The organism is Afifella aestuarii, from assembly GCF_004023665.1.
Classification (GTDB): Bacteria; Pseudomonadota; Alphaproteobacteria; order Rhizobiales; family Afifellaceae; genus Afifella; species Afifella aestuarii.
Genome location: NZ_SAUF01000001.1, coordinates 421,953 through 445,121 on the forward strand (window position 1 = coordinate 421,953; position 23,169 = coordinate 445,121).

The following is a 23,169-nucleotide window of genomic DNA, read 5'->3' on the forward strand; positions in this document are numbered from 1 at the left end:
GTCCTCAGGAGACGCGTATGGACTTTCTTCCTTCGCTGGCGGTCATCGCCACCTTCACCTTCGCGGCCGGCGTGCTCATCATTACGCCCGGGCCCGATATGACGCTGTTTCTCAGCCGAACGCTGACGCAGGGACGTGCGGCCGGACTTGCCGCCATGCTGGGCGCGACCTCGGGCCTCGTGGTGCACACGATGCTCGCGGCCTTCGGCCTGTCGGCGCTCCTCGCCGCCTCGCCCAAGGCTTTCCTCGCGGTGAAGATTGTCGGAGCGCTCTATCTTCTCTACCTCGCATTCCAGGCGATCCGCCGTGGTTCGGCTTTGACACTCGATACGAGCCTGCGCTCCAGACAGCCGCTCGTGAAGAGCTGGCTTGCAGGTTTCGGCATCAATCTCCTCAATCCGAAGATCGTTCTGTTCTTCGTGACCTTCCTGCCGCAGTTCATTTCGGTAAACGACCCGCACGCCTCTGCCAAGCTCGCGTTTCTCGGATCTTATTTTATCTGTCTCGGCGTCCCCTCCTGCGCAGCAATGGTGCTCGCGGCCGACCGCGTTTCTGCCACTTTGCGCCGTTCGCGCAAGATCTCGCGCGCGATCGACTGGCTTTGTGCCAGCATTTTCGGCGGCTTCGCCTTCCGCATCCTGTTGGCGCGCGGGCAGTAAGGTGGTCGGGTCTGCGGCCATGCAAAAAATTCCGGAGATCTCGACGCCGCGCCTAACCTTGCGACCATTGCGGATCGATGACGCGCCCGCGATCCAGAGCAGATTTCCGCAGTTTGAGATCGTCCGCTATCTGAACGCGGTGGTGCCGTGGCCCTATCCCGAGGACGGGGCGCTCACCTATATCCGCGACGTGGCGCTGCCGGCGATCGAGGCCGGGCGCGAATGGCACTGGACGCTTCGCCCGAAAGCGGGGCCGGACGAGGCGATCGGCGTGATCAGCCTGAGGCGGGACAGCGAAGACGATCATCGCGGCTTCTGGCTGGCGCCCGAATGGCAGGGGCAGGGCCTGATGAGCGAGGCGGCCGAGGCCGTCGGCGAATTCTGGTTCGAGACGCTCGGCGAGCCTTTGCTGCGTGTTTCCAAGGCGGTTGCGAACGAGCGCTCCAGGCGTGTCTCCGAGCGCGGCGGCATGCGCCTCGTCGCGGTGACGGAGCGCAGCTTCGTCAGCGGCCGCCTGCCCTCGGAAATCTGGGAAATCACGCGCGAGGAATGGCGTGCGCAGCGCCACAAGGCGATGCGCGAAGAAGGCCGAGAGAGAGGCTAGTCCTTCCTGCCGGCATCTTTTGCCGCAAGCGCGCCCATCGCCGACCAGTCGAGAGTTTCCCCGCCATGGGCGAGAAGCCGCAGGAAGCGGTCGTGCAAGAGGCTTGCGATCGGCAGCGGCACGTTGAGGGCATCGCCCGCCTGCATGGCGAGATCGACGTCCTTCTTGCCGAGGGGTGCTGGGAAGCCGGCCGGCTCGAAGTTCTCCTCCACGATGAGGCCACCATAGGTCTTGTAGACGGGGGCGCCGAAAATCGTCGAGGTGAGAAGCTCCAGATAGGCGTTCTTGTCGACGCCGCCTTTGTCGACGAGGGCGATCGCCTCGCCGAGGGATTCAATCACCGAGGCGATGAGGAAATTGCCGGAGAGTTTCACGAGGCTCGAGCCCTTCGGCTCCTCCGATATGGCGAAGGTGCGCTGGCCGATCGCCTCGAAGAGCGGTTTCGCCGTCTCGATGGCGGCCGCGGCACCGCCGGCGACGACGAAGAGCTTGCCGGCGGCGGCCATGTCCGGACGCCCGAAGACGGGAGCTGAAAGAAACGCCTGGCCTTTTTCGGCATGGGATGCGGCGAGCCGCTCCGCCATCGCGACGCTGATCGTGCTCGAGGAGATGTGGAGCGCGCCCTTGGGCAGGTTTTCCAGGATGCCGTCGGGGCCGTCGACGATTCCTGCGAGCGCCTTGTCGTCCGGCAGCATGGTGAAGACGGCCTCGCCGCTGCAGGCGTCGGCGATCGTGTCAGCGACTGTTGCACCGTCTCCGGCAAGGGCTTCCGCCTTGGAACGCGTGCGGTTGTAGAGTGTGACCTGGTGACCGGCGGCGATGAGGTTTTTCGCCATGCCGGTGCCCATCTGGCCCAATCCGATGAAGCCGATGTCCATATCGAAACCTTTCCGCATTTGTGAGGTGCCGTATCGGGATGCCGCGAGGGCGCGGGCGACGGCACGGTCCGTGTGCCTTCATCTGGAGCGGGGCCTTTGGGCGCCAATGGTTCGGCTCGCGGCAAATTCGCGGAGCTGCCCTTACGCTTCGTCAGAGAGAATGGCGCCTGGCGGGGTTGCCGCCTCCTCGCGCAGCCGCGTGACGATCCAATCGCAGAAGACGCGCACCTTGCGCGGCGGGCGCCGGGTCTCGGGATAGACGACGTAATAGCCCCAATCGGATGACGCGAGGAGCGGGAAGGGCTGGACGAGGCGTCCGTCTGCCATCTCCTCGCGGAAAAAGGCCGGTTCGAGAATCGCGACGCCCTGTCCGGCAATGGCCGCGCGGGCGGCGAGATGCTGGGACAGAAGATGCAGGCCTGAGCGTTCCTCGATGTCGCCGGCCTCGATGCCGGCGAGGCGGAACCAGTCCGTCCACCAGGAATCCGATGGATCGATCAAGGGAAGCTCGAGAAGGTCGGCGGGTTTTGGCGCCGGGCCGAGGCGCGCGGTAAGTGCGGGGCTCATCATCGGCGAGAAGGCGATGTCGCGCAGCTTATGGGTCGTAAGCCCCGGCCAGCCGCCACGGCCTGCCCGCAGCCCGAGATCGACGGAATCGCGTGCGAAATCCGTCAATTGGTTGCTGGTGTCGAGACGCACGGCGATTTCCGGATGGGCGAGCTGGAAGAAGCCGAGCCTTGGAACGAGCCAGGTGGTCGCGAAGGTGGTGACGGCGCTCACCGACAGGATGTGTTCGCTGGTGACGGCAAAGGCGGCGAAACTCTCCCGCAACCCCTCAAAGGCGCGCAGCACGGCCGGGGCGAGGCGGGCGCCCGCCTCCGTCAGCTCGACGCCGCGCGCCCGGCGCACGAAGAGACGCGTGCCGAGGCGCTCTTCCAGAAGCTTGATCTGATAGCTGACGGCCGCCTGCGTCATGGCGAGCTCTTCGGCGGCCGCCGTGAAGTTCAGATGCCTCGCGGCGGCCTCGAAAACACGGATTGCGGTCACGGGAGGAAGGGAAGAAGGCATAAATGCACCTTATTGCAGGGCGCGGATTATTGGTTGGATTGGAGGCCTCTGCAAGGCTTAGGAACGACCATCACTCAGATGATAGTTGTTCAGGAGATGGGCGATGTTCGCAGAAACATGCGCGTCCGGACGCCCAGTCCGGCGCATCCAATGGTTTGCGGCTCTCATGGCGCAATTTATGGCTTGGCGGGCGAGGCCGCGACGGCTCGATCTCGACGAGATGCCGGAAGCGCGGTTGCGCGATATCGGCTTTCTCGACGGGCGGCCGCATGCGCCGCGCGATGTGATGCGCGATTGAGAGGGATGATTGGGCTGGGGTCCGCCCCGTCCGTTCGGGCGGTGTCAGGCCGCGAGCGGATAGGCTTCTTCCATGATGTAGGGGCCGCCGCCTCTGGAATCGCGCGAGGAGAGAAGCACGAACCGACCGACCTCGAAGGGGGGCGTGCGGAAATCGCCGCGGAGCGCCAGATAGGCCGCGACATCGCCCTGGCTCGCCGTCTTGAGGCGGGCAAGCGTCACATGCGGGCTGAATTTGCGCCGGTCGGGATCGAGGCCGAGGCGCTGCAGGCGGCGTTCCAGATCGGCCTGCAATTCGCGCAGCTTGTCGCCGGCTGAGACGCCCGCCCAGACCGAATGGGGTTTGCGTCCGCCAAAGGTACCGAGGCCCGACAAGGAGAGTTCGAAACCCTGCCGGCTCACCTGCGCCAGCGTGCCGGCGACCTCGTTCGCCGTGCGGTGGTCGACATCACCGATGAAGCGGAGGGTGATGTGATAGTTCTCCGGGTCGATCCAGCGCGCCCCGGGCAGGCCGCCGCGCAACAGGGACAGAGAGAAGGCGATATCGGAGGGAAGCTCGAGCGCCGTGAAGAGGCGGGGCATGACGGTCTCCCATGCGGGGCCTTCGGGCCGGTTCGGCTGTGCCTTGCGAATCACGCATGGGCACCGCGACTGCTCCCTATTCTAGGGCCAGATGGGGAAAGGAAAGAAGGGGACCAAAAAGACCAGACGTGACGCCGTGCCCGATCCGGGCGGCGAACACGATGAAAGTCTGGACAAGAAAAAGGCCGGGCAAGAAAAAGGCCGGACTGACCGGCCTTTAAGGTGTTACCTCTGGGGGATTGAACCTACTCGGAACAATATTCGGCGGAACCGGAGTTCGGGGGCTGGGGGCGAACCGTCGCCCCGGCTCCGACGAATTATATGAGGCAGTCTCAATCTCGCTTTTCAGAGTGGCGTGCGAAGGGCTGAATTCCGGCGACAATATGAAATTTCTTTCCCGCGACGGGACGTTCAACCAATCTAGCCTTGCCTGCCTGCCGCGATTGCCGCTTTAATGGACGGCTATCAGGAGGCTTGCTTGAGCGAGACAGAAGACGGGTCTAGGGCTGCGCTGCGGACAGGTTTCGCAGCGCATTCGAGCGAGAAAACGAGCGGGCATTCGTCGACGCTTTCTGGGGCGCAGTCTGGGACGCATGCCGGTGGAAAGTCGGGCGCCAACAAGGCGCTGGTCGCCTTCCACCGCACCGAACTCGACGTCATCCTCAGAGTTTACGGGCGGCGCGTGGCGGAAGGCGAATGGCGCGATTATGCCATCGACCATTTGGCGGATCGGGCGATTTTCTCGATCTTCCGGCGCGCCAGCGAAATGCCGCTCTACAAGGTGGAGAAGGTGCCGGCTCTTGCCCGAAAACAGGGCGCCTACCGGGTGGTGGCGACCGGCGGCACGATCCTGAAGCGCGGCCACGATCTGGCGCAGGTTTTGAAGATTCTCGACAAGCCGAAGCTGAAGCTCGTTTCGGGCTGAGCTGCCGGCGCTGCCTGGCGGCCGATCCTAAGACGCCGGAAGCCCCGGGTCGCGATCGGGCAGGGTGCTGCCGCCTTCGCCGAGTTCTTTTTGCATCCACACCGTGTCGAGCCAGCGGCCGAACTTGAAGCCCGAGGCGGTGATGGTACCGGCATTGCGGAAGCCCAAGGCCGCGTGCAGGCCGACGGAGGCGACATGGCGGCTGCCGTCGCCGATGACGGCGACCATCTGACGAAAGCCGCGCCGTTCCGATTCCTGAATGAGCGCTTCGAGCAGGCGCCGGCCGATCCCCTGACGGTGCGCTTCGGGATGAATGTAGATCGCGTCCTCGACCATGTAGCGATAGGCGCGGCGGGCGCGAAAGGCGCCGGCATAGGCGTAGCCCAGGATCTCATCGCCTCGGGTTGCCACGAGATAGGGATGGCCACCCGCCAGGATCGTCTCGAAACGCGACAGCATCTCCGCTTCGTCGGGCGCATCGAGCTCGTAGCTCGCCGTGCCGTGAAGGACGGCATGGGCATAGATCTTGGTGATGGCCGGGATATCGGCCGCTTCGGCGGGACGAATTGTGAGAGAGGCTGGCGTGTCCATGGCTTTCGCCATAGCGCTTTGCGCGATCAGCGTCGATGGGAGAAAGCGCACACAAAAACGGCGCCCGAAGGCGCCGTTCGAAGCTTTTTCAAAAACCTCTTTCCGCTTAGTTGCGGTTGCCCATGAACTGAAGCAGGAACATGAAGAGGTTGATGAAGTCGAGGTAGAGCTGCAGGGCGCCCATGATGGAGGCGCGGCCCGCGGCCACCGTGTCGCCGGACACGTAATCATACGTGTTCTTCAGCCGCTGTGTGTCGTAGGCGGTGAGGCCTGCGAAGAGCAGGACACCGATCGCCGAGACGGCAAACTGCAGCGCCGAAGAGGCGAGGAAGATGTTCACGATCGAGGCGATGATGATGCCGATCAGGCCCATCACCAGGAACGAACCCCAGCCCGACAGATCCTTCTTGGTGGTGTAACCCCACAAAGAGAGGCCACCGAAGGCCGCCGCCGTGACGAAGAACGTCTGCACGATCGACTGGCCGGTGAAGACCAGGAAGATCGTCGACAGGGACAGACCCATCACCGCCGCGAAGGCGAGGAACACCATCCGCGCCGTTCCCGGCTGCATGCGGTTGATGCCGGCCGAAAAGCCGAACACGAAGAGAAGCGGGGCGAACATGATCACCCACTTCAGCGGGCTCGCATAAACGGCCTGGCCGAAGGGCGTCAGCATCGCGCCACCCGCCGTCTGGTCGACGGCGAAATAGAACGTGGCGAAGGCGGCAACGCCGGTGACGGCAAGGCCCATCGCCATGTTGTTGTAGATGCCGAGCATGAAGGCGCGCAGGCCCTCGTCGATGCCAGCGCGGGCGCCGGCCCGGGATACTGTGCTCGAGCGATCGACAGTCTGGTACTGCCGGTCGAATTCAGCCATCGAATTCCTCCTGTTGGGGTGCTTCGCCTAAGCTACAAAAGGGCGTCGCTCCGCATATGGCGATGGGACAAGTCCATCACAAGACCTGTCCGTCCTGGAAGAAATTAACATCACGCAAGGTTAAGCGAAACATTATCCCCGATCACAGATTGCGGAGGAAGGGCGCGGGGCGCACCGAGAGGATGCGCCAGGTGCCCGCAAGGCCGAGCCCGATCGTCACGACGAGGGCGATGACGGCCGCTGCCGCCGCGACCCAGGGGAAGAGCGTGAAGCGGAAATCCATGAGGGCGGAGACGACGAGCCAGGCGGCGCCGGCGCCCGCCAGAAGCGCGAAAAAGCCGGTGGCGAGGCCGAGAAGCCCGTATTCGACGGCAAAGGCCGTCATCAGCTGACGCCTGGTCGCCCCGAGCGCCTTTAAAATGACGGCGTCCTGGCGGCGCTGACGGTGACCGGCGGCGAGCGCGCCGGCGAGAACCAGCATGGAGACGACGAGCGCCAAGGAGGCCGCGATGCGAACAGCGAGAGCCAATTGCCGCACGACGGAATTGACCGCCTCAATCGCGTCCTTCACCCGCACGGAGGTGACGCCCGGAAAGGCGTTGGTGACCTCGCGCAGGACGTTTCCGGAGATTTTCTCCGGGCTTCCTTCGGGCAGAGCGAGGGTCGCGAGATGCGTGTGCGGCGCGCCCGCAAACGTGTTGGGCGAAAACACCATGACGAAGTTGATGGCGAGCGATTCCCACTCCACGGAGCGGAAATTGGCGATTTTCGCGGTGATGGAGCGGCCGAGCACGTTGACGGTGACGGTGTCGCCGAGCTTGAGGCCGAGGCCGCGGGCAAGCTCGCCGTCGAAGGAGACGAGGGGCTCTCCCGCATAATCTTCAGGCCACCATTCGCCCTCTTCGATGCGCGAATTCTCGGGAAGGTCGCTCGAATAGGTGATGCCGCGGTCGCCGCGCAGCACCCAGCCGGAGCCTTCTTCCGGCTCGATCTCCGAAGCCGGGGTGCCGTGAAGCTCGGTGATGCGGCCGCGCAGCATCGGCACGGTCTGGATGGTGCCGTCGGGCGCCGCCTTGCGCAGGAGGGTGATGAACGGCTCGCGCTCGGCATTCTGGATGTCGACGAAGAAAAAGTCCGGCGCCTCGTCGGCGATGCGGCCGGTCAATTGGGCGCGCATATTGGTGTCGATGAGGGCGAGCGTGACGAGGAGCGTCAGGCCGAGACCGAGCGAGAGAACGACACTGCCGGTCAAGGCGCCCGGGCGCTGGACGTTGCGAATGGCGAGCCGCAGGGTGGTGTTGCGGATGGTGCCGGCATGAGCGGCCGCCCAGACGATGGCGAAGGCGATGAGGCGCAGGACGAAGAAGACGACGATGACGCCCGCCACGAACCAGGCGGCGATATGCCAGTCGGCCGACAGGAGAATGGCGATCGCGGCGAGGCCGGCGAGAAGGCCGAGCTGCAGGAGGCGGATCGACAGAGCCGGTTTTGCGGCAAAATGGGCCGAACGGTCGGCAAACAGGCTGGACGCCTTGAGATCGCGGGCCCGGCCGAGCGGCCAGAGCGAGAAGGAGAGAGCGACGAGAAGCCCGTAGAGGGCGGCGAGCGCCAGCTCGCGCGGATAGAGCGCGGGGACGGCGGAGAGCGGCAGAATGTTGGAGAGGGCGGCGAGCGCCACGAAGGGAAGGATGGCGCCGACGGCGAGGCCGATCGCGATGCCGAGGGCGGCGAGAATGAGGATCTGCGTCAGATAGGTGCGGAAGACGAAGCTGCGCGAGGCGCCGAGGCATTTGAGTGTGGCGATCGACGGCCGCTTCAGATCGACGAAGCTTGCCACCGCATTGCCGACGCCGACGCCGCCGACGACGAGGGCGGTAAGGCCGACGAGGGTCAGAAACTGGGCGAACCGGTCGATGTTGTCGGACAGCCGCGGCGAGGCGTTGTCGCGCGAGCGCATGCGCCAGCCGGCTTCCGGGAAGCGCTCATCGGCTCTGTCGCGGAGCGCGGCGAGGCGTTCATCGGAAGCGCCGGGCAGGATCAGGCGGTATTCGTAGGTGATCAGGCTGCCGGGGCGCACGAGGCCTGTGGCCTCCAGCGTTTTTTCGGAGACGAGAAGGCGGGGGCCAAAGCCGATGCCGTCGGAGAGGCGGTCGGGCTCCGTCTCGGCGACGCCGCGGATGGCGACTTTCGTGGCGCCGAGCGCCACTTCGTCGCCCACGCTGAGATTGAGCCGCTCCATCAGCTCCGGCGCGGCGACGGCGCCAGAAACCCCGTTCTGGGGGCTGAGCGCCTCCTGGACGTCGCCGCCACCGGCAAGCGCAAAGGTGCCGAGCTGCGGATAGCCCGGTCCGACCGCTTTCAGCTCGACGAGCGTCTGGTCCGAGCCGTCGAGACGGCGGGCCATCGCCCGCATATTGGAGACGAGCGCGAGTGTGCCGCCGGCATCGTCGGCCGCCTTCATGAGGAAGGCGTATTCGTCCGGGTTCGCCTGGCGGTGGATGAGCGAGAAGGAGATGTCGCCGCCGAGGATGGTGCGGCCCTCATGGGCGATGCCTTCCGTCAGTGCGCGCGAGACGGAATTGACACCGGCGATCGCCGCGACGCCGAGCGCGATGCAGGCGAGGAAGACGTAGAAGCCGGCAAGACCGCCTCTCAGCTCGCGGAGCGCAAAGCGTAGCGAGGTGGTTGCGGGGGCGCGGCGAGGGGCGGGGGAGGAAGAGGCTGTCATCGGCCGCTCAGGCCGGGCTCGCTACGGCGCGTTCGCGCGCCGGCACTGCCTTGTCGCCGCTCACCGGCTCGATATGGCCGCTCGCGATCCTCACGGTCCGGTCGCAGCGCTCGGCGAGCGCCCGGTCATGGGTGACGAGGAGAAGGGTGGTGGCGTGTTCGCGCACCGTCTCAAAAAGAAGATCGGCGATTTCGCGGCCGGTGTCTTCGTCGAGATTGCCGGTCGGCTCGTCGGCGATCAGGATCGCAGGCTCGGTGACGAGGGCGCGGGCGATCGCCACGCGCTGCTGCTCGCCGCCCGACAGCGCCGCCGGATAATGCGAGAGGCGCTCGCCGAGGCCGACGCGCGCCAGCATCTTTTCGGCGCGGGCGAAGGCGTCTGATTTTCCGGCGAGTTCGAGCGGCACGGCGACGTTTTCCAGCGCCGTCATCGTCTGCATCAGATGAAAAGCCTGAAAGACGAAGCCGATCTTGTCGCCGCGGAAGGCGGCGAGCGCGTCTTCGTCCATTTCCGAATAATCGCGCCCGGCCACGGCGACACGGCCGCGGTCGACGCGCTCAAGCCCCGCGACCACCATCAGAAGCGTCGATTTGCCGGAGCCCGACGGGCCGATGAGGCCGATCATCTCGCCAGGGGCGGCGACGAGGCTCGCCTGTCTCAGAACATGGACTTGGGAGCGGCCGGTGCCGAGCGTCAGCTCTGCACCGTCGATCAGAATGGCCGGTTCACGCACGCTTATGAAAACCTATATCCGCCTTCGGGCACGGCTGCGCATATGGGGCTTCGCATATGACATTCAAAGTTTCTGGGGGCGTTTATGGGGGCCAGGGTGGCCCGGGTCACGTTCCTTTGAGCAAAGGCGGTGCGAGGACAGGTGGTGCGGGCCGGATCTGGCCGGCGCTCGCGCTCGGGCTCGCTCTCATCATGGGAGGGATCTTGGGCGGCGGACTTGTGGGCACGCGGGCGCAGGCGGCCGAGCCCGTGGAGATCGTCGCCTTCGGCGACAGCCTGACGGCGGGCTATGGCCTTGCCTCCGGCGCGGGCTTTGCCGATCAGCTGCAGGCGCGTCTCGACGAAGAGGGGATCGCGGCCAAGGTGATCAATGCCGGCGTTTCCGGCGATACGGCGACCGGCGGGCAGCAGCGTCTCGAATGGTCGGTGCCGGAGACGGCCGATGCCGTCATCGTCGAACTCGGCGCCAATGATGCGCTCCGAGGGGTCGACCCCAAGGTGACGCGCGCGGCGCTGACGAAGATCGTCACGCGCTTACAAGAGCGCGGCCAGAAGGTGCTTCTCGCCGGCATGTACGCCCCGCCCAATCTCGGCGACGAATATGGCGAGGCTTTCAACGCGATCTATCCCGATCTCGCGAAAGAGACGGGGGTGCTCTTCTATCCGTTCTTCCTCGACGGCGTGGCGCTCGACGACAGCCTCAAACAGCCGGACGGGCTGCATCCGACGAAAGCGGGCGTGACGGTCATCGTCGACAACATTTTGCCGAAGGTGAAGGAGCTGATCGAAGAGGTGCGGGAGGAGCAGGCGCCGGAGTGAGGGTGGGCGTCGTGACGCGCCTCTTGCCGCTGTCCTTCGTAAAAGCTCAGCCCTGCGCCTCGGCGCGCAGCGTGCCGGCGCCGAGGATGCGGCCGGGGCCTTTGTCGCTTTCGATCTGCAGAATGATGGCGCAGCCTTTGCCGGGCCCTTCCATGACGGCTTCCGTCGGAAGAACGAGCTTCATCGCGTTGCCGTCCCACATGCCGATTGGTTCGTTGTCGAGGACGACATTGCGGTAGGTGAGGGTGCGGCCGCGGTTTTCGCCGGAGCGGATCGGCACATCGACCTTCTTCAGGAAGGTGACGAGACGCACGGTCACCATGCCGTCCTGCGGAGGCGTGCCGGCGCCGATGTCGACGTTGAGGCGCTCGTGGCTGCGGGAGAGAGAGACCGAGACCGGGAGATGCGCCGTGGCGAGCAGCGAGGTGATCTTGTGGCGGTTGCTGCCGACATAATGGCCGTGGCCGTTGACCACCATCTGCGGGGTATAGACCTTGCCGTCGCCGCGTACCGCCGCATAGGCGCGCTGACGGGCGGTGTTTTCGGGCTGGGCGAGCGTGTCCTTCCAGCCGAGATAGTCCCAGTAATCGACCGGCAGCGACAGGATGATGAGGTCGTCGTGGGTCGACAATTCGTTGAGAAAGGCGTCGGCCGGCGGACAGGCGGAACAGCCCTGGCTTGTGAAGAGCTCGATGACGGCCTTCGTCCCTGATCCGGGTGTGGCGGCTTGCGCGCTTTCGGCCCTGGCCGGCGCGGCTGCGATCACCAGTGCGGCGCCGAGCATGACAGCGAGCGTGGCGGGCAGGGCGAAAGGAAGCAGGCGGAAATAGCGATGCATGACGCGGCGCACTATGCCTGCTCCTCCCCCAAAAGAGTGTCACAAGGGGGTGAGCGCACACCCTTGTGACATGTCTTGAACCGTCGAGATCAGAAGATCCCTATGCGGCTTCTTTGTCGCTCACGAGGTTGCGCAGCACATAGTGCAGAATTCCCCCGTGGCGGTAGTAGTCGAGCTCGTCTTCCGTGTCGATGCGCACCATGAGCGGCACCTCCTCGGTGCGGCCGTCGGCGAAGGTGATCTTGGCCGTCACCTCGCTGCGCGGACGGATATCCGTGAGGCCCGCGATCGACACTTCCTCGTCGCCCTTGATGCCGAGCGACTGCCAGGAGGTGTCGTCCTTGAAGACGAGCGGCAGGACGCCCATGCCGATCAGGTTCGAGCGGTGAATGCGCTCGAAGCTCTCCGCGATCACGGCGCGAACGCCGAGAAGACGGGTGCCCTTGGCCGCCCAGTCGCGCGACGAACCGGTGCCGTATTCCTTGCCGGCGAAGATGACGAGCGGCACGCCCTCTTCCTCGTAGCGCATCGCGGCCGTGTAGATCGGCAGCTCCTCGCCGGAGGGGTAGTGACGGGTGTAGCCGCCTTCGACGCCCGACAGGATCTGGTTCTTGATGCGGATGTTGGCGAAGGTGCCGCGCATCATCACTTCATGATTGCCGCGCCGCGAGCCATAGGAGTTGAACTCGATCGGCCGCACCTGATGTGACACCAGATAGTCGCCGGCGGGGCTGTCGCGCTTGATGGCGCCCGCGGGCGAGATGTGGTCGGTGGTGATGGAATCGAGGAAGAGGCCCAGAATGCGCGCCTTTTCCACGTCCTCCACCGGCTTCGGCGTCTTGTCCATGCCTTCGAAGAAGGGCGGGTTCTGGACATAGGTGGACGAGGACGGCCAGGTGTAGGTCATGCCGCCTTCGACCTTGATCCCCTGCCAGCGCTTGTCGCCGCGGAAGACGTCGCCGTAGCGGGTGCGGAACATCTCTTCCGAAATCACCTGGCGAACGATTTCGGCGACCTCCTGCGAGCTCGGCCAGATGTCCTTCAGGTAGACGGGGTTGCCCTCTCTGTCCTCGCCGAGCGGTTCCTCGGTGACGTTGAGGCGGAGCGAGCCGGCCAGCGCATAGGCGACGACGAGCGGCGGCGAGGCGAGATAATTCGCCCGCACATCCGGATTGACGCGACCTTCGAAGTTGCGGTTGCCCGAGAGGACCGAGCAGGCGACGAGATCGTTTTCGGCAATGGTTGCGGAAATCGCCTCCGGCAGCGGTCCGGAATTGCCGATGCAGGTGGTGCAGCCATAGCCGACGAGATCGAAGCCGAGCGCGTCGAGATCTTCCTGCAGACCCGATTTCGCCAGATAGTCGGTGACGACCTGCGAACCCGGGGCGAGCGAGGTTTTCACCCACGGCTTCACCTCCAGGCCCTTCTCGCGCGCCTTGCGGGCGAGAAGCCCGGCGGCGATCAGAACGCTCGGATTGGAGGTGTTGGTGCACGAGGTGATCGCGGCAATGACCACGTCGCCGTCGCGCAGATGATATTCCATCCCCTCGACCGGATAGGACGGCACGTCCATGACGCCTTCGGCGCCCTCGTCCATGTAACGGGCCTCGCCGGTGCTTTCCGGCGGCTCCTGCGAGCTCTTCTTGCCGCCGCGCAATTCGCCGAGCGCGCTTTCGAAGGCGCCTGCGGCGTCCGTCAGAGGCACCCGGTCCTGCGGGCGCTTCGGACCGGCCAGCGAGGGAACCACCGTGGAGAGGTCGAGCGTCAAGGTGTCGGTGAAATGGGGATCGGGCGTGTCGTCGAAGCGGAACATGCCCTGCGCCTTGGCATAGGCCTCCACCAGCTCGACGCGATGCGGATCGCGCCCGGTCGCCTTCAGGTATTTGAGCGTGTCGTTGTCGATCGGGAAGAAGCCGCAGGTGGCACCATATTCCGGCGCCATGTTGCTGATCGTGGCCTGATCTTCGAGCGAGAGGTTGGACAGGCCCTCACCGAAGAATTCCACGAACTTGCCGACGACGCCCTTCTTTCTGAGCATCTGGGTGACGGTCAGAACGAGGTCGGTCGCGGTCGTGCCCTCCGGCAGGCGGCCGGTGAGGCCGAAGCCGATGACTTCCGGGATGAGCATGGAGATCGGCTGGCCGAGCATGGCGGCCTCCGCCTCGATGCCGCCGACGCCCCAGCCGAGAACGGAGAGGCCGTTGACCATCGTCGTATGGGAATCGGTGCCGACGAGGGTGTCCGGGAAGGCAAACGTTTCGCCGTCTTCCTCACGCGTCCACACCGTCTGGGCGAGATATTCGAGGTTCACCTGGTGGCAGATGCCGGTGCCCGGAGGAACGACGCGGAAATTCTCGAACGCGCCCTGGCCCCAGCGCAGGAACTGATAGCGCTCGCCGTTGCGCTCGTATTCCATCTCGACGTTTTTCTCGAAGGATTCCGGCGTGCCGAAATAATCGACCATCACCGAATGGTCGATGACGAGGTCGACCGGGACGAGCGGGTTGATGACGTTCGGGTCGCCGCCGAGATGCGTCGTGGCGTCGCGCATGGCAGCGAGATCGACGACGGCGGGCACGCCGGTGAAGTCCTGCATGAGGACGCGCGCCGGACGATAGGCGATCTCACGCGAGGAGCGGCGCTCCTTCAGCCATTCGGCGACGGCCTTGATGTCGTCGGCGGTGACGCTGCGCCCGTCTTCGAAGCGCAGGAGGTTTTCCAAGAGGACTTTGAGCGAGAAGGGCAGGCGGGAAACGCCGTCGAGCCCGTTCTTTTCCGCTTCAGTCAGAGAGAAATAGGTATAGGTCCGCCCATCGACTTCGAGCTGTTTTCGGGCCTTGAAACTGTCGAGAGATTTGGTCACGCGAGGCTCCTTTGATCGCACAATGAGGCCGGCCGCTCTTGGGCCAATGCCTCTCCTCCGGTGCGGTTCCGGCTGATTTTTTGGAGGCCGGCGGAGAGGAGCGCCTGCCGCCGCCGGTTGCCGGGCATATAGAATATTCTTAAAGCGGAGACCAGCCGCGCAAACGGCCGATGCCGCAGAGAACGACACTTGGTCCAAAATTCTTTTCCCAGCCCGATTTCCGTGAATGCCGAAGATCTCGCCTGCGAACGCGGGGGGCGGCCGATTTTCGAAGGCGTCAGCTTTTCGCTGTCAGGCGGCGAAGTGCTCGCCATCATCGGCCCGAACGGCACCGGCAAATCGAGCCTGTTGCGCATGATCGCGGGGCTTCTGTTCCCGGTCGCCGGTTCTGTGACGATCAAGGCCGGCACGCTGGAGGAGGGGTTTTTGCACTTCCTCGCCTATGGCGACGGGCTCAGAAGCGTCTTCACGGTGGAAGAAAACCTGAAGCTCTGGTCGCGCATCTATGGGGGCGAGACGGGCGGCGAGGCGATCTACGACGCGCTCGAAGAGGTGGGCCTCGCGCATGCCATGCATCTGCCGGCGCGGGCGCTCTCGACCGGACAGCGGCGACGTGCCGGGCTTGCGCGGCTCGTCTTGTCGAAGCGGCCGGTCTGGCTTCTCGACGAGCCGACGTCGGGCCTCGACCGCGACGGCGAGGCGGTGCTCGGCGGGCTGATGCGGACGCATCTCGATGCCGGCGGCGCCATCATCGCGGCCACCCATCTCACCCTTCCCGTGCCGCCGACCCGCACGCTCGAGCTGCAATGAGAAAGCCTTCATGAGCGCCTTTTCCGCCATCATCGGGCAGACGGTCAAAGCGAGCTTCCGCGCCGGCGGCGGCGCGCTCACTGGCCTTCTCTTCTTTCTGACCGTCGTGACCGTCTTCCCCTTCGGCGTCGGCCCGGATCTCAATCTTCTCGCCCGCATCGGACCGGCGGTTCTGTGGATCGGGGTGCTTCTGTCACTGCTTCTCGGGCTCGACCGGCTCTTCGGCCAGGACCGCGAGGACGGGGCGCTCGAACTCATCATGGTGTCGGGCGAGCCCCTGGCGCTCTTCGTCTTCGCGCGCGCGGCCGGCTACTGGCTGGCGCACGGTTTGCCGATCGTGGTCGTGGCGCCGATCCTCGGGCTCATCCTCAATCTCGACGCGGTGTCGCTTGCCGCCGTCACGGCGACGCTCGTCGTCGGTTCGCCGGCGCTTGCCATGATCGGCGCGGTGGGCGGGGCGCTGACGGCGGGGCTTGCCCGCGGCGGCATGCTGGCGGCGATCCTGGTTTTGCCGCTCTCGATCCCGGTGCTGATTTTCGGGGTCGCGGCCGTCAACGGGGCGATCGCCGATCCGGACCCGTTCCTCGCGCCCTTCCTGATTTTGTGCGCGTTCACGATGTTTTCAGCGGTTCTGGCGCCGATTGCGGGCGCAGCGGCACTTCGTCTCGGCCTCGATTGATCTAGCTCATGGCTGGTTGAGGCCGGACATGAAAGTCAAGTGGTGTTTGCTGTCACTCTAGAATGGTCCTAAAGTCTTCTCATGGGTGCCATCTCCAGCCTCGCCAATCCGACACGCTTCCTGTCGTGGTCGGCACGTATCCTGCCCTTCGTCACCGTTCTCGCGGTGGTGACGCTGGCCATCGGCCTCTACCTGTCGCTGGTGGCTTCGCCGCCGGATTATCAGCAGGGCGACAGCGTGCGCATCATGTATGTGCATGTGCCGGCCTCCTGGCTTGCGATGTTCTGTTACCTGGTGATGGCGGGCGCGGCTCTCGGCACGCTCGTCTGGCGCCATCCGCTCGCCGACGTGTCGGCGCGGGCGGCAGCCCCGATCGGGGCGGCGTTCACCTTCCTCGCGCTCTTTACCGGCTCCGTCTGGGGCAAGCCGATGTGGGGCACTTGGTGGGTGTGGGACGCGCGGCTCACCTCGGTTCTCGTGCTCTTCATCATGTATCTCGGGCTTTTGGCCCTGTGGCGCGCCTTCGATGATCCGACGCGGGCGGCGAAGGTCGCGGCCGTCCTCATCCTCGTCGGTTTCGTCAACATCCCGATCATCAAGTTCTCGGTCGATTGGTGGAACACGCTGCATCAATCGGCGAGCGTCATCCGCCTCGACGGGCCGTCGATCGCGCCGTCGATGCTGTGGCCGCTCGTGGTGATGGCCGTCGCCTACACACTTATTTTTGTCGCCCTGCATCTTGCGGCGATGCGTGCGGAGATCTATCGGCGCAGGGCGCGCACGACGGAGATCCTGATCGCGGCCCGCCGCCCGAGCACGGCCGTCAGGCCCGCCGCCGCGCATTAGAGGTCGCCATGACGCATCTGCCTTTCATCCTCGCAGCCTATGGTGCGAGCGCGCTCGTTCTCATCGGCCTCATCGTGTGGGTCGTGGCCGATACGCGCATTCAGAAGCGTCGGCTCAACGAATTGGAAAAGGCCGGCCCCAGGCGCCGCCGCTCGACGACACAAGGCCTATGAAACCTCCCATCAAGACGACGAGCAAACGAAGCAATTCGCCCGCGATGAAACGCGTCTGGCTCGTTTTGCTGCTCGTTCTGTTCATGGCTCTCGTGGCCATCTTCTGGAAACAGCTCGGCGAGGACGCCTCGCAGGTTCCCTCCGCCCTCATCGGCAAGGAAGTGCCCGATTTCGATCTTCCGCCGCTTTACGAAGACGGCAAGGGCCTCAAGACCGCCGATCTCGAAGAGGGCGTGCATCTCGTCAATATCTGGGCCTCCTGGTGCGGCCCGTGCCGCGGCGAGCATCCGGTGCTGATGCAATTGTCGGAAGACGACCGCTTCGACGTCACCAGCATCAATTACAAGGACGAGGGCGAAAACGCCCGCCGTTTCCTCGGGACGCTCGGCAATCCCTTCGATCGCATCGCGACGGATTCGACCGGGCGCACGGCGATCGACTGGGGCGTCTACGGCGTGCCGGAGACGTTCATCGTGCGCGACGGCATCATCGTCTACAAGAATGTCGGCCCGCTCAACACCAAGGCCTTTCAGACGGATTTCATGCCGGCGTTGGAGAAGGCGATCTCCGAGGAAGAGGCCGAAAAAAGCGGCGGCCAGCAGCCGACGAGCTGAGTGCTCCTGAGCCGAGTTGGCCTACGCTGAGTTGGCATGGGCCGAGTTGGCTCGCGCTGAGCGGACGATAAGCTGAGCGGATGCGTGGAACCGAAGCCGGGGGTCAGCCCCGGCTTTCGTGTTTTATGCCTGTCGGCGGCTTATGCCGGCACTCCGTCTTCCTGCACCTCGTCGGTGGCGCGGCGGACTTCGTGCGTCAGCGCCTCGGGCAGGCCGAGCCTTGCCGCCAGCATGTCGAGATAGGCTTTCTCCGCCGGATGGTCGGGATCGATGGCGAGCAGCGAGGCGGCGTAGACTTCCGTCGCCACTTCCTGGTTTGGCGTTCGCTCGACGAGATCGTCGATGGAGAGCGGGCGGCGCATCTCGTCGAAGAGAAGGCCCTTGTCCTCGCTGTCGAGATCGAGCGCCTCGATGCGCCCGTAGATTGCCTCCTGCTCGTCCTGATCGATGTAGCCGTCGGCCTTCGCCGCGGCGATCATGGCAGACAGGATCAGGCGGGCGCGGTCTTCCGCCTCGTGGCCGTCCGGCGCAAAGGCGGTGCCTTCGGGGGATGGCAGTTGCTGGGCCGGCTGATGGGCGATCTGCGGCTGCTGCTGTTGGGGGGGCAGGCTGCCGTCGTTTTTCGCCTGGTGGTTCTGCCAAGCCTTGTAGGCGAGGCCCGCGACGAGGGCCATGCCGCCATATTTCACGGCCTTGCCGCCGAGTTTCCGGCCGCGCTTGGAGCCGAGAAGATAGGTCGCGAGACCGCCGGCGAGCGCACCCTTCAGAGCCGAATTGCCCTGGCCGCCGAGAAACCCGCCGATCTGATCCTGGATCGAACCGCCGGACGTCTGCCGCGGGCTCGCCGGCGTGCCGGCGCCCTGTTGTGCGCCCGTGCCGAGAAACTGGTCGAGAAGCTTCTGCGCGTCGATCATCAACGGTCCCTTTCTTTCTGGTCGTCGGCGAAGGCCGACCGGGACCGATATCGGCATCGCCTTTCCGCGTCGCAACGGCGATGACGTATGCGTGATCTCGAGGCTTGCTGCAGCCGCGCGAGGGGCGGCCTACTTGTCGCCGCCGAGCGGCTCCAGCGAGTGCCGGTTGATGAGCGGCATCTGCGTCAGCGTGAAGACGATGGTGAGCGGCATGATGCCGAAGACCTTGAAGCTCACCCAGAAGTCGGTGGAGAAATTGCGCCACACCACCTCGTTCAGGATGGCGAGGGCGAAGAAGAAGAGGCCCCAGCGGAAGGTCAATTTACGCCAACCCTCGGCATCGAGCCGGAAGACGCTGTCGAAGACATAGCCGAGGAAGGAGCGGCCGAAGGCGAGGCCGCCCAGAAGGATGGTGCCGAAGAGCGCGTTGACGATCGTCGGCTTCATTTTGATGAAGACTTCGTCATGCAGGATGAGCGTCAAGGTGCCGAAGACGAGGACGACGATGCCGGTGACGAGTGGCATGATGGCGAGCTTCTTCGTCAGCCAATAGGAGACGCCGAGCGAGATGGCGATCGCCACCATGAAGGAGGCGGTGGCGACGAAAATGTCGAAGCGCGCATTGGCGAAAAAGAAGACGACCAGCGGGCCGAGCTCCAGCAGGAGCTTGACGAGCGGCGGCAGGTGATCGCGGCCGGGATCGCCCGGTTCGCGCTCGAAGATCGACATGGCGGTCCTTCGTCAGCGTTGCGCTTCTATGTGCGGAGGGCGCCGCAAAGTGTCAATCGCGCCCTCCTTGCGGCGTTTACATGCCGGCAATGGCCCGGGCGAAATCTTCCGCCTTGAAGGGCTGCAGATCGTCGATGCCCTCACCGACGCCGATGAAATGCACCGGCAGAGCGTGTTTTGCGGCGATGGCGACGAGAATGCCGCCGCGGGCGGTGCCGTCGAGCTTGGTCATGACGAGGCCGGTGACGCCGGCGCGCTGGCCGAAAATTTCCACCTGCGAGAGGGCGTTCTGCCCGGTCGTCGCATCGAGCGTGAGAAGCGTCGTGTGCGGTGCGCTCGGATCGTGCTTCTTGATGACACGCACGACCTTTTCGAGCTCGTCCATCAATTCGGCGCGGTTCTGCAGACGCCCGGCCGTGTCGATGATGAGGACGTCGCTTCCCTCTTTCTTCGCCGCCTGCATGGCATCGAAGACGAGGCCGGCCGCATCGGCGCCCTGTTCGCGCGAAATGACGGTGCTCTTGGTGCGCTCGCCCCAGATCTTCAGCTGCTCGATGGCGGCGGCGCGAAACGTGTCGCCGGCGGCGAGCATGACGCTGCGCCCCTCGGCATGAAGCTTGGCGGCGAGCTTGCCGATCGTCGTCGTCTTGCCGGAGCCGTTGACGCCGACGACGAGGATGACGAAGGGCTTTTTGGCGGCGTCGATGGCAAGCGGCTCGGTGACCGGGTCCAGTACTTTTGCCACCTCCTCGGCGAGGATGTTGCGGATCTCGTCTTCGCCGACCGTCTTGTCGTAGCGCTCGCGGGCGAGGCGCTCGGTGATCGCGGTCGCGGTCGTCACGCCGAGATCGGCCTGGATCAGGATGTCTTCGAGATCCTCCAGCGTCTCGTCGTCGAGCCGGCGCTTGGTGAAGGTGCCGGTGAGCCGCGAGGTGATGGTGCTCGAGGATTTCGACAGGCCGGCGCGCAGGCGCTGCAGCCAGTTCTGGCGCGGCAGCTCGGTGGCGACGGGGAGGGTTTCGGCCGGTTCGAGCTCGGTGGCTTGCGGCTCGTCGGCCGGCGCAAGGTCGGTCGCAGGTTTTGCCGTCTCAGGGGCCGTCTCTGGGGACGCGTCAGGGGCGGGTTCTGCGGTCGTCTCGGTTCCTGCCGGGCTTTCCGGGGGCACGAGAATGTCCGCGGCGCGCTCTTCGTCCGGCTCGGGCTCGTCTTCTTCCGGCTCCGAAGCGGCCGGGGCCTCTTCGATCGTGGCTTTCTCTGCCGGCTCCTCCGGGTGCGGGGGCGCTTCGGGTTCAGGGGCGGGTGCGCGGGCCGCGAGATCTTCGTCAGCCTCTTCTTCTTCAGGCTGCGGCTCTGGCTCCTTGACCGGATGTTCGGCGAACGAGGTCGCTTCCGCGTCGGCATCGGCTGGCGCGGCGGCAGGGCGGTGGAGGTCGGCGTCCGGCGCCTCCGCCTCTTCGACGACGCCGATATCGGTCTCGGTCGTCTGGGCGCCGCGATCCTCCGTCTCGAGCTGATGGCCGGCGAGGCGCTCCTCGTCGTCTTTTTCTTCGGAAGGGGTGTCTTCGGACGCGGCCTCTTCGGAGGTGGTCTCTTCAGAGGTGCTTTCTGCGGCGGCCTTCTCTTCCGAGGCGGCTTCGCTTTCTTCCGCGGCCTTGTCTTCTTCCGCCTGCGTCTCGTCGAGCGGCGCCTCTTTCTCGGCGACATCGTTGCCTTCGCCGAAAAGGATGCGCTTGAAGAAGCCACGCTTCTCTTTTGCCATTATGCGGCCTCCGCCAGCTGCTGGCCCTGCAACATGCCGGCCTCGATGCCGGCGATGCGCACGTTCAAAATGTCTCCGGCCGTGCCTGCGGACCCGAGGCGCACCGGCGCGAATTGTTCGGTTCGGGCGGAGCCTTCCTTTTCCACGAGTACGCGGCGCTCATGGCCGAGCTCGCTTTCGAGGAACCGCCGCTCGGCGACTTCGCCCGCTTCCCGGAGGCGGCGTGCGCGCTCCTTGATCTCCTGGCGCTCGAGCATCGGCATGCGTGCGGCCGGCGTGCCCTTGCGCGGCGAGAAGGGGAAGACGTGCAGGAAGGTGAGACCGCAATCCTCGATGAGGCGGAGAGAATTCTGGAACATCTCCTCCGTCTCGGTCGGGAAGCCCGCGATGAGATCGGCGCCGAAGACGATGTCGGGACGCAGCCGGCGCGCCTCCTCGCAGAAGCGGATCGCATCGTCGCGCAGATGCCGGCGCTTCATGCGCTTTAAAATCATGTCGTCGCCGGCCTGCAGCGACAGATGCAGATGCGGCATCAGCCGCTCTTCCTCGGCGATCGCGCGCATGAGGTCCGGATCGGCCTCGATGGAATCGATGGAGGAGAGGCGCAGGCGGGCGAGTTCCGGCACATGGCGCAGGATGGTGCGCACGAGACGGCCAAGACGCGGCGCGCCCGGCAGATCGGCGCCCCAGGAGGTGAGGTCGACACCGGTCAGAACGATTTCGGGATAGCCCGCGGCGACGAGGCGGCGGACTTCCTCCACGACCGGGCCCATGGCGACAGAGCGGGAATTGCCGCGGCCATAGGGGATGATGCAGAAGGTGCAGCGATGGTCGCAGCCGTTTTGGACCTGCACGAAGGCGCGGGTGCGGCCCTCGAAGGCGTCGACGAATTGCGGCGCGGTTTCGCGGATCGCCATGATGTCGGAGACGACGATCTTTTCCAGCGGCGGCAGATCCATGGGCGAGCGGGCGACGCGGGCCCAGGCGGAGCGCTCGGTCTTTTCGGCATTGCCGAGAACGAGATCGACCTCCGCCATCTCGGCAAACATTTCCGGATCGGTCTGCGCGGCGCAGCCGGTGACGACGATGCGGCGGCCGGGGTTCTCGCGCCGTGCCTTGCGGATCGCCTGACGTGCCTGGCGCACGGCCTCCGCCGTGACGGCGCAGGTGTTGACGATGATGGCGTCGGAAAGCTCTTCGCCCGCCTCGCGGCGCATGACTTCCGATTCATAGGTGTTGAGCCGGCAGCCGAAGGTGAGGATGTCGAGGCTCATTCGGCCGCCTCCTCGGCGCGCTGCCAGGCGCCCGTCTCAGGATCAAAAGTTCCCGCAAATTCCGTCTCGGCCGGGCCGGTCATCCAGATGTGGTCGCGCTCGTCCCAGCGGATCGTGAGTTCGCCGCCCGGCATGGCGATCACCGCCTCGCGAGCCGAACGGCCGGTGCGGGCGGCGGTGACGAGCGTGGCGCAGGCGCCGGTGCCGCAGGCACGCGTCAGGCCGGCGCCGCGCTCCCAGGTGCGAATGCGGATGCGGTTCGGCGTCTCCACATGGGCGACGGTGATGTTGGCGCGCTCCGGGAAGATCGGATGGTTTTCCAGAAGCGGGCCGAAACGCTCGATCTGATGCGCGTCGACGTCATCGACGAAGAAGACGGCGTGCGGGTTGCCGACATTGACGACGGCGGGCGAATGCAGAACCGGCGCATCGACCGGGCCGATCTGCAGTTCGATCGCACGGGTGTCGTGGAATTCCTCGGCGAGCGGGATCGATTGCCAGTCGAATTTCGGCACGCCCATATCGACGGAAATCGCCTCGCCGGAGATCTGGCCGATGAGAAGGCCGGCGCGCGTCTCGATCGAGGCATGGGGCTTGCCCGTCTCCGCCATGACGAGGGAGGCAACGCAGCGCGTGGCGTTGCCGCAGGCCGCAACCTCGCCGCCATCGGCGTTGTCGATGCGCATGAAGATGTCGGCACCTGAAGGCGAACGCTCCAGAGTGATGAACTGGTCGAAGCCGACGCCCGTTTTTCGGTCGGCGAGCTTCCTGATGATTTCAGGCGCCGGACGCACGCCTCCCGCACGCGTGTCGACGACCACGAAGTCGTTGGCGAGACCGTTCATTTTCAAAAAGGGCGTGTTCATGGGCGCCTATATGGGCGAAACCAGGACAGAACGCCAGATGAGGC

24 protein-coding genes are annotated in these 23,169 nt (G+C 65.3%); 10 read left to right on the forward strand and 14 right to left on the reverse strand.

Features of this window, described 5'->3' with window-relative positions; translation table 11 throughout:
- Positions 1–17: 17 nt before the first annotated feature.
- Positions 18–659 (forward strand): LysE family translocator, encoded by a 642-nt coding sequence (locus EO094_RS01895; RefSeq protein ID WP_128290654.1) that lies wholly within the window; start codon positions 18–20, stop codon positions 657–659.
- A gap of 19 nt (positions 660–678) precedes the next feature.
- Entirely contained in the window at positions 679–1,263 is a 585-nt protein-coding gene (locus EO094_RS01900) for a GNAT family N-acetyltransferase (protein WP_128290655.1), read from the forward strand.
- Here EO094_RS01900 and EO094_RS01905 read toward each other — a convergent pair.
- On the reverse strand, positions 1,260–2,141 hold the full coding sequence (locus EO094_RS01905; RefSeq protein ID WP_128290656.1) for an NAD(P)-dependent oxidoreductase: 882 nt from the start codon (positions 2,139–2,141) through the stop codon (positions 1,260–1,262). The two genes, EO094_RS01900 and EO094_RS01905, sit on opposite strands and share 4 nt — an antisense overlap.
- 141 nt (positions 2,142–2,282) lie before the next feature.
- Positions 2,283–3,209, reverse strand: a complete 927-nt coding sequence (gcvA, locus tag EO094_RS01910) for a transcriptional regulator GcvA (protein WP_128290657.1) — start codon at positions 3,207–3,209, stop codon at positions 2,283–2,285.
- Between the two features lie 103 nt (positions 3,210–3,312).
- On the opposite strand from gcvA, the gene EO094_RS01915 reads away from it, so the two are divergent.
- On the forward strand, positions 3,313–3,507 hold the full coding sequence (locus EO094_RS01915) for a hypothetical protein (protein WP_128290658.1): 195 nt from the start codon (positions 3,313–3,315) through the stop codon (positions 3,505–3,507).
- A gap of 44 nt (positions 3,508–3,551) precedes the next feature.
- Here the strand turns inward: EO094_RS01915 and thpR are convergent, their stop codons facing one another.
- Positions 3,552–4,088 carry an RNA 2',3'-cyclic phosphodiesterase gene (gene thpR, locus EO094_RS01920; RefSeq protein WP_128290659.1) on the reverse strand — a complete coding sequence of 179 codons (537 nt, stop codon included), beginning with the start codon at positions 4,086–4,088 and terminating at the stop codon, positions 3,552–3,554.
- Positions 4,089–4,566: 478 nt separating this feature from the next.
- Between thpR and EO094_RS01925 the strand changes: the two genes are divergently transcribed.
- On the forward strand, positions 4,567–5,013 hold the full coding sequence (locus EO094_RS01925; RefSeq protein WP_246008333.1) for a DUF2794 domain-containing protein: 447 nt from the start codon (positions 4,567–4,569) through the stop codon (positions 5,011–5,013).
- 27 nt (positions 5,014–5,040) lie between these two features.
- On the opposite strand, the gene EO094_RS01930 is transcribed toward EO094_RS01925, so the two are convergent.
- The 4 genes from EO094_RS01930 to EO094_RS01945 form a co-directional block, all read right to left on the reverse strand.
- Positions 5,041–5,616: a GNAT family N-acetyltransferase gene (locus EO094_RS01930; protein WP_246008334.1), complete on the reverse strand. Its 576-nt coding sequence runs from the start codon at positions 5,614–5,616 to the stop codon at positions 5,041–5,043.
- Positions 5,617–5,710: 94 nt separating this feature from the next.
- Positions 5,711–6,481: a Bax inhibitor-1/YccA family protein gene (locus tag EO094_RS01935; protein WP_128290661.1), complete on the reverse strand. Its 771-nt coding sequence runs from the start codon at positions 6,479–6,481 to the stop codon at positions 5,711–5,713.
- Between the two features lie 142 nt (positions 6,482–6,623).
- Positions 6,624–9,209, reverse strand: coding sequence for an ABC transporter permease (locus tag EO094_RS01940; RefSeq protein WP_128290662.1), 2,586 nt, complete (start codon positions 9,207–9,209; stop codon positions 6,624–6,626).
- A gap of 7 nt (positions 9,210–9,216) precedes the next feature.
- A complete protein-coding gene (locus EO094_RS01945) occupies positions 9,217–9,942 on the reverse strand; it encodes an ABC transporter ATP-binding protein (protein WP_246008335.1) in 726 nt (241 codons plus the stop codon).
- 191 nt (positions 9,943–10,133) lie between these two features.
- Here EO094_RS01945 and EO094_RS01950 point away from each other — a divergent pair, with 191 nt between their 5' ends.
- Positions 10,134–10,760 carry an arylesterase gene (locus EO094_RS01950; protein ID WP_128291762.1) on the forward strand — a complete coding sequence of 209 codons (627 nt, stop codon included), beginning with the start codon at positions 10,134–10,136 and terminating at the stop codon, positions 10,758–10,760.
- A 46-nt stretch (positions 10,761–10,806) separates the two neighbouring features.
- Here the strand turns inward: EO094_RS01950 and EO094_RS01955 are convergent, their stop codons facing one another.
- Both EO094_RS01955 and acnA read right to left on the reverse strand, forming a co-directional pair.
- A complete protein-coding gene (locus tag EO094_RS01955; protein WP_128290664.1) occupies positions 10,807–11,610 on the reverse strand; it encodes a DUF1223 domain-containing protein in 804 nt (267 codons plus the stop codon).
- A gap of 88 nt (positions 11,611–11,698) precedes the next feature.
- Positions 11,699–14,461, reverse strand: coding sequence for an aconitate hydratase AcnA (gene acnA / locus EO094_RS01960; RefSeq protein ID WP_128290665.1), 2,763 nt, complete (start codon positions 14,459–14,461; stop codon positions 11,699–11,701).
- Between the two features lie 216 nt (positions 14,462–14,677).
- Here acnA and ccmA point away from each other — a divergent pair, with 216 nt between their 5' ends.
- The 5 genes from ccmA (at position 14,678) to EO094_RS01985 (ending at position 17,583) form a co-directional block, all read left to right on the forward strand.
- Entirely contained in the window at positions 14,678–15,271 is a 594-nt protein-coding gene (ccmA, locus tag EO094_RS01965) for a heme ABC exporter ATP-binding protein CcmA (protein WP_128291763.1), read from the forward strand.
- Positions 15,272–15,281: 10 nt separating this feature from the next.
- Complete coding sequence (ccmB, locus tag EO094_RS01970) at positions 15,282–15,950, forward strand: heme exporter protein CcmB (protein WP_128290666.1); 669 nt, start codon at positions 15,282–15,284, stop codon at positions 15,948–15,950.
- A gap of 81 nt (positions 15,951–16,031) precedes the next feature.
- Positions 16,032–16,796 (forward strand): heme ABC transporter permease, encoded by a 765-nt coding sequence (locus EO094_RS01975; RefSeq protein ID WP_128290667.1) that lies wholly within the window; start codon positions 16,032–16,034, stop codon positions 16,794–16,796.
- Between the two features lie 8 nt (positions 16,797–16,804).
- On the forward strand, positions 16,805–16,969 hold the full coding sequence (gene ccmD / locus EO094_RS01980) for a heme exporter protein CcmD (RefSeq protein ID WP_092813432.1): 165 nt from the start codon (positions 16,805–16,807) through the stop codon (positions 16,967–16,969).
- A 44-nt stretch (positions 16,970–17,013) separates the two neighbouring features.
- Positions 17,014–17,583 carry a DsbE family thiol:disulfide interchange protein gene (locus EO094_RS01985; RefSeq protein ID WP_246008336.1) on the forward strand — a complete coding sequence of 190 codons (570 nt, stop codon included), beginning with the start codon at positions 17,014–17,016 and terminating at the stop codon, positions 17,581–17,583.
- Positions 17,584–17,723: 140 nt separating this feature from the next.
- Here the strand turns inward: EO094_RS01985 and EO094_RS01990 are convergent, their stop codons facing one another.
- From EO094_RS01990 to dapF, 5 genes are all read right to left on the reverse strand, one after another.
- Positions 17,724–18,497, reverse strand: coding sequence for a tellurite resistance TerB family protein (locus EO094_RS01990; protein ID WP_128290668.1), 774 nt, complete (start codon positions 18,495–18,497; stop codon positions 17,724–17,726).
- A gap of 129 nt (positions 18,498–18,626) precedes the next feature.
- Entirely contained in the window at positions 18,627–19,226 is a 600-nt protein-coding gene (locus tag EO094_RS01995; protein WP_128290669.1) for a septation protein A, read from the reverse strand.
- A 76-nt stretch (positions 19,227–19,302) separates the two neighbouring features.
- Positions 19,303–20,985, reverse strand: a complete 1,683-nt coding sequence (gene ftsY, locus EO094_RS02000; RefSeq protein WP_128290670.1) for a signal recognition particle-docking protein FtsY — start codon at positions 20,983–20,985, stop codon at positions 19,303–19,305.
- Positions 20,985–22,259, reverse strand: coding sequence for a tRNA (N(6)-L-threonylcarbamoyladenosine(37)-C(2))-methylthiotransferase MtaB (gene mtaB / locus EO094_RS02005; RefSeq protein WP_128290671.1), 1,275 nt, complete (start codon positions 22,257–22,259; stop codon positions 20,985–20,987). The genes ftsY and mtaB overlap by 1 nt, the downstream gene beginning before the upstream one ends.
- Entirely contained in the window at positions 22,256–23,125 is an 870-nt protein-coding gene (dapF, locus tag EO094_RS02010; RefSeq protein ID WP_128290672.1) for a diaminopimelate epimerase, read from the reverse strand. The genes mtaB and dapF overlap by 4 nt, the downstream gene beginning before the upstream one ends.
- Positions 23,126–23,169: the final 44 nt, after the last annotated feature.

What these genes read in the sequence shown, in the direction of transcription:
- EO094_RS01895 (WP_128290654.1), top strand. Translation starts at nt 18, where the DNA reads ATGGACTTTCTTCCTTCGCTGGCGGTCATCGCCACCTTCACCTTCGCG.
- EO094_RS01900 (WP_128290655.1), top strand. Translation starts at nt 679, where the DNA reads ATGCAAAAAATTCCGGAGATCTCGACGCCGCGCCTAACCTTGCGACCA.
- EO094_RS01905 (WP_128290656.1), bottom strand. Translation starts at nt 2,141, where the DNA reads ATGGACATCGGCTTCATCGGATTGGGCCAGATGGGCACCGGCATGGCG.
- gcvA (WP_128290657.1), bottom strand. Translation starts at nt 3,209, where the DNA reads ATGCCTTCTTCCCTTCCTCCCGTGACCGCAATCCGTGTTTTCGAGGCC.
- EO094_RS01915 (WP_128290658.1), top strand. Translation starts at nt 3,313, where the DNA reads ATGTTCGCAGAAACATGCGCGTCCGGACGCCCAGTCCGGCGCATCCAA.
- thpR (WP_128290659.1), bottom strand. Translation starts at nt 4,088, where the DNA reads ATGCCCCGCCTCTTCACGGCGCTCGAGCTTCCCTCCGATATCGCCTTC.
- EO094_RS01930 (WP_246008334.1), bottom strand. Translation starts at nt 5,616, where the DNA reads ATGGCGAAAGCCATGGACACGCCAGCCTCTCTCACAATTCGTCCCGCC.
- EO094_RS01935 (WP_128290661.1), bottom strand. Translation starts at nt 6,481, where the DNA reads ATGGCTGAATTCGACCGGCAGTACCAGACTGTCGATCGCTCGAGCACA.
- EO094_RS01940 (WP_128290662.1), bottom strand. Translation starts at nt 9,209, where the DNA reads ATGACAGCCTCTTCCTCCCCCGCCCCTCGCCGCGCCCCCGCAACCACC.
- EO094_RS01950 (WP_128291762.1), top strand. Translation starts at nt 10,134, where the DNA reads ATGGGAGGGATCTTGGGCGGCGGACTTGTGGGCACGCGGGCGCAGGCG.
- ccmB (WP_128290666.1), top strand. Translation starts at nt 15,282, where the DNA reads ATGAGCGCCTTTTCCGCCATCATCGGGCAGACGGTCAAAGCGAGCTTC.
- EO094_RS01975 (WP_128290667.1), top strand. Translation starts at nt 16,032, where the DNA reads ATGGGTGCCATCTCCAGCCTCGCCAATCCGACACGCTTCCTGTCGTGG.
- ccmD (WP_092813432.1), top strand. Translation starts at nt 16,805, where the DNA reads ATGACGCATCTGCCTTTCATCCTCGCAGCCTATGGTGCGAGCGCGCTC.
- EO094_RS01985 (WP_246008336.1), top strand. Translation starts at nt 17,014, where the DNA reads ATGAAACGCGTCTGGCTCGTTTTGCTGCTCGTTCTGTTCATGGCTCTC.
- EO094_RS01990 (WP_128290668.1), bottom strand. Translation starts at nt 18,497, where the DNA reads ATGATCGACGCGCAGAAGCTTCTCGACCAGTTTCTCGGCACGGGCGCA.
- EO094_RS01995 (WP_128290669.1), bottom strand. Translation starts at nt 19,226, where the DNA reads ATGTCGATCTTCGAGCGCGAACCGGGCGATCCCGGCCGCGATCACCTG.
- ftsY (WP_128290670.1), bottom strand. Translation starts at nt 20,985, where the DNA reads ATGGCAAAAGAGAAGCGTGGCTTCTTCAAGCGCATCCTTTTCGGCGAA.
- mtaB (WP_128290671.1), bottom strand. Translation starts at nt 22,259, where the DNA reads ATGAGCCTCGACATCCTCACCTTCGGCTGCCGGCTCAACACCTATGAA.
- dapF (WP_128290672.1), bottom strand. Translation starts at nt 23,125, where the DNA reads ATGAACACGCCCTTTTTGAAAATGAACGGTCTCGCCAACGACTTCGTG.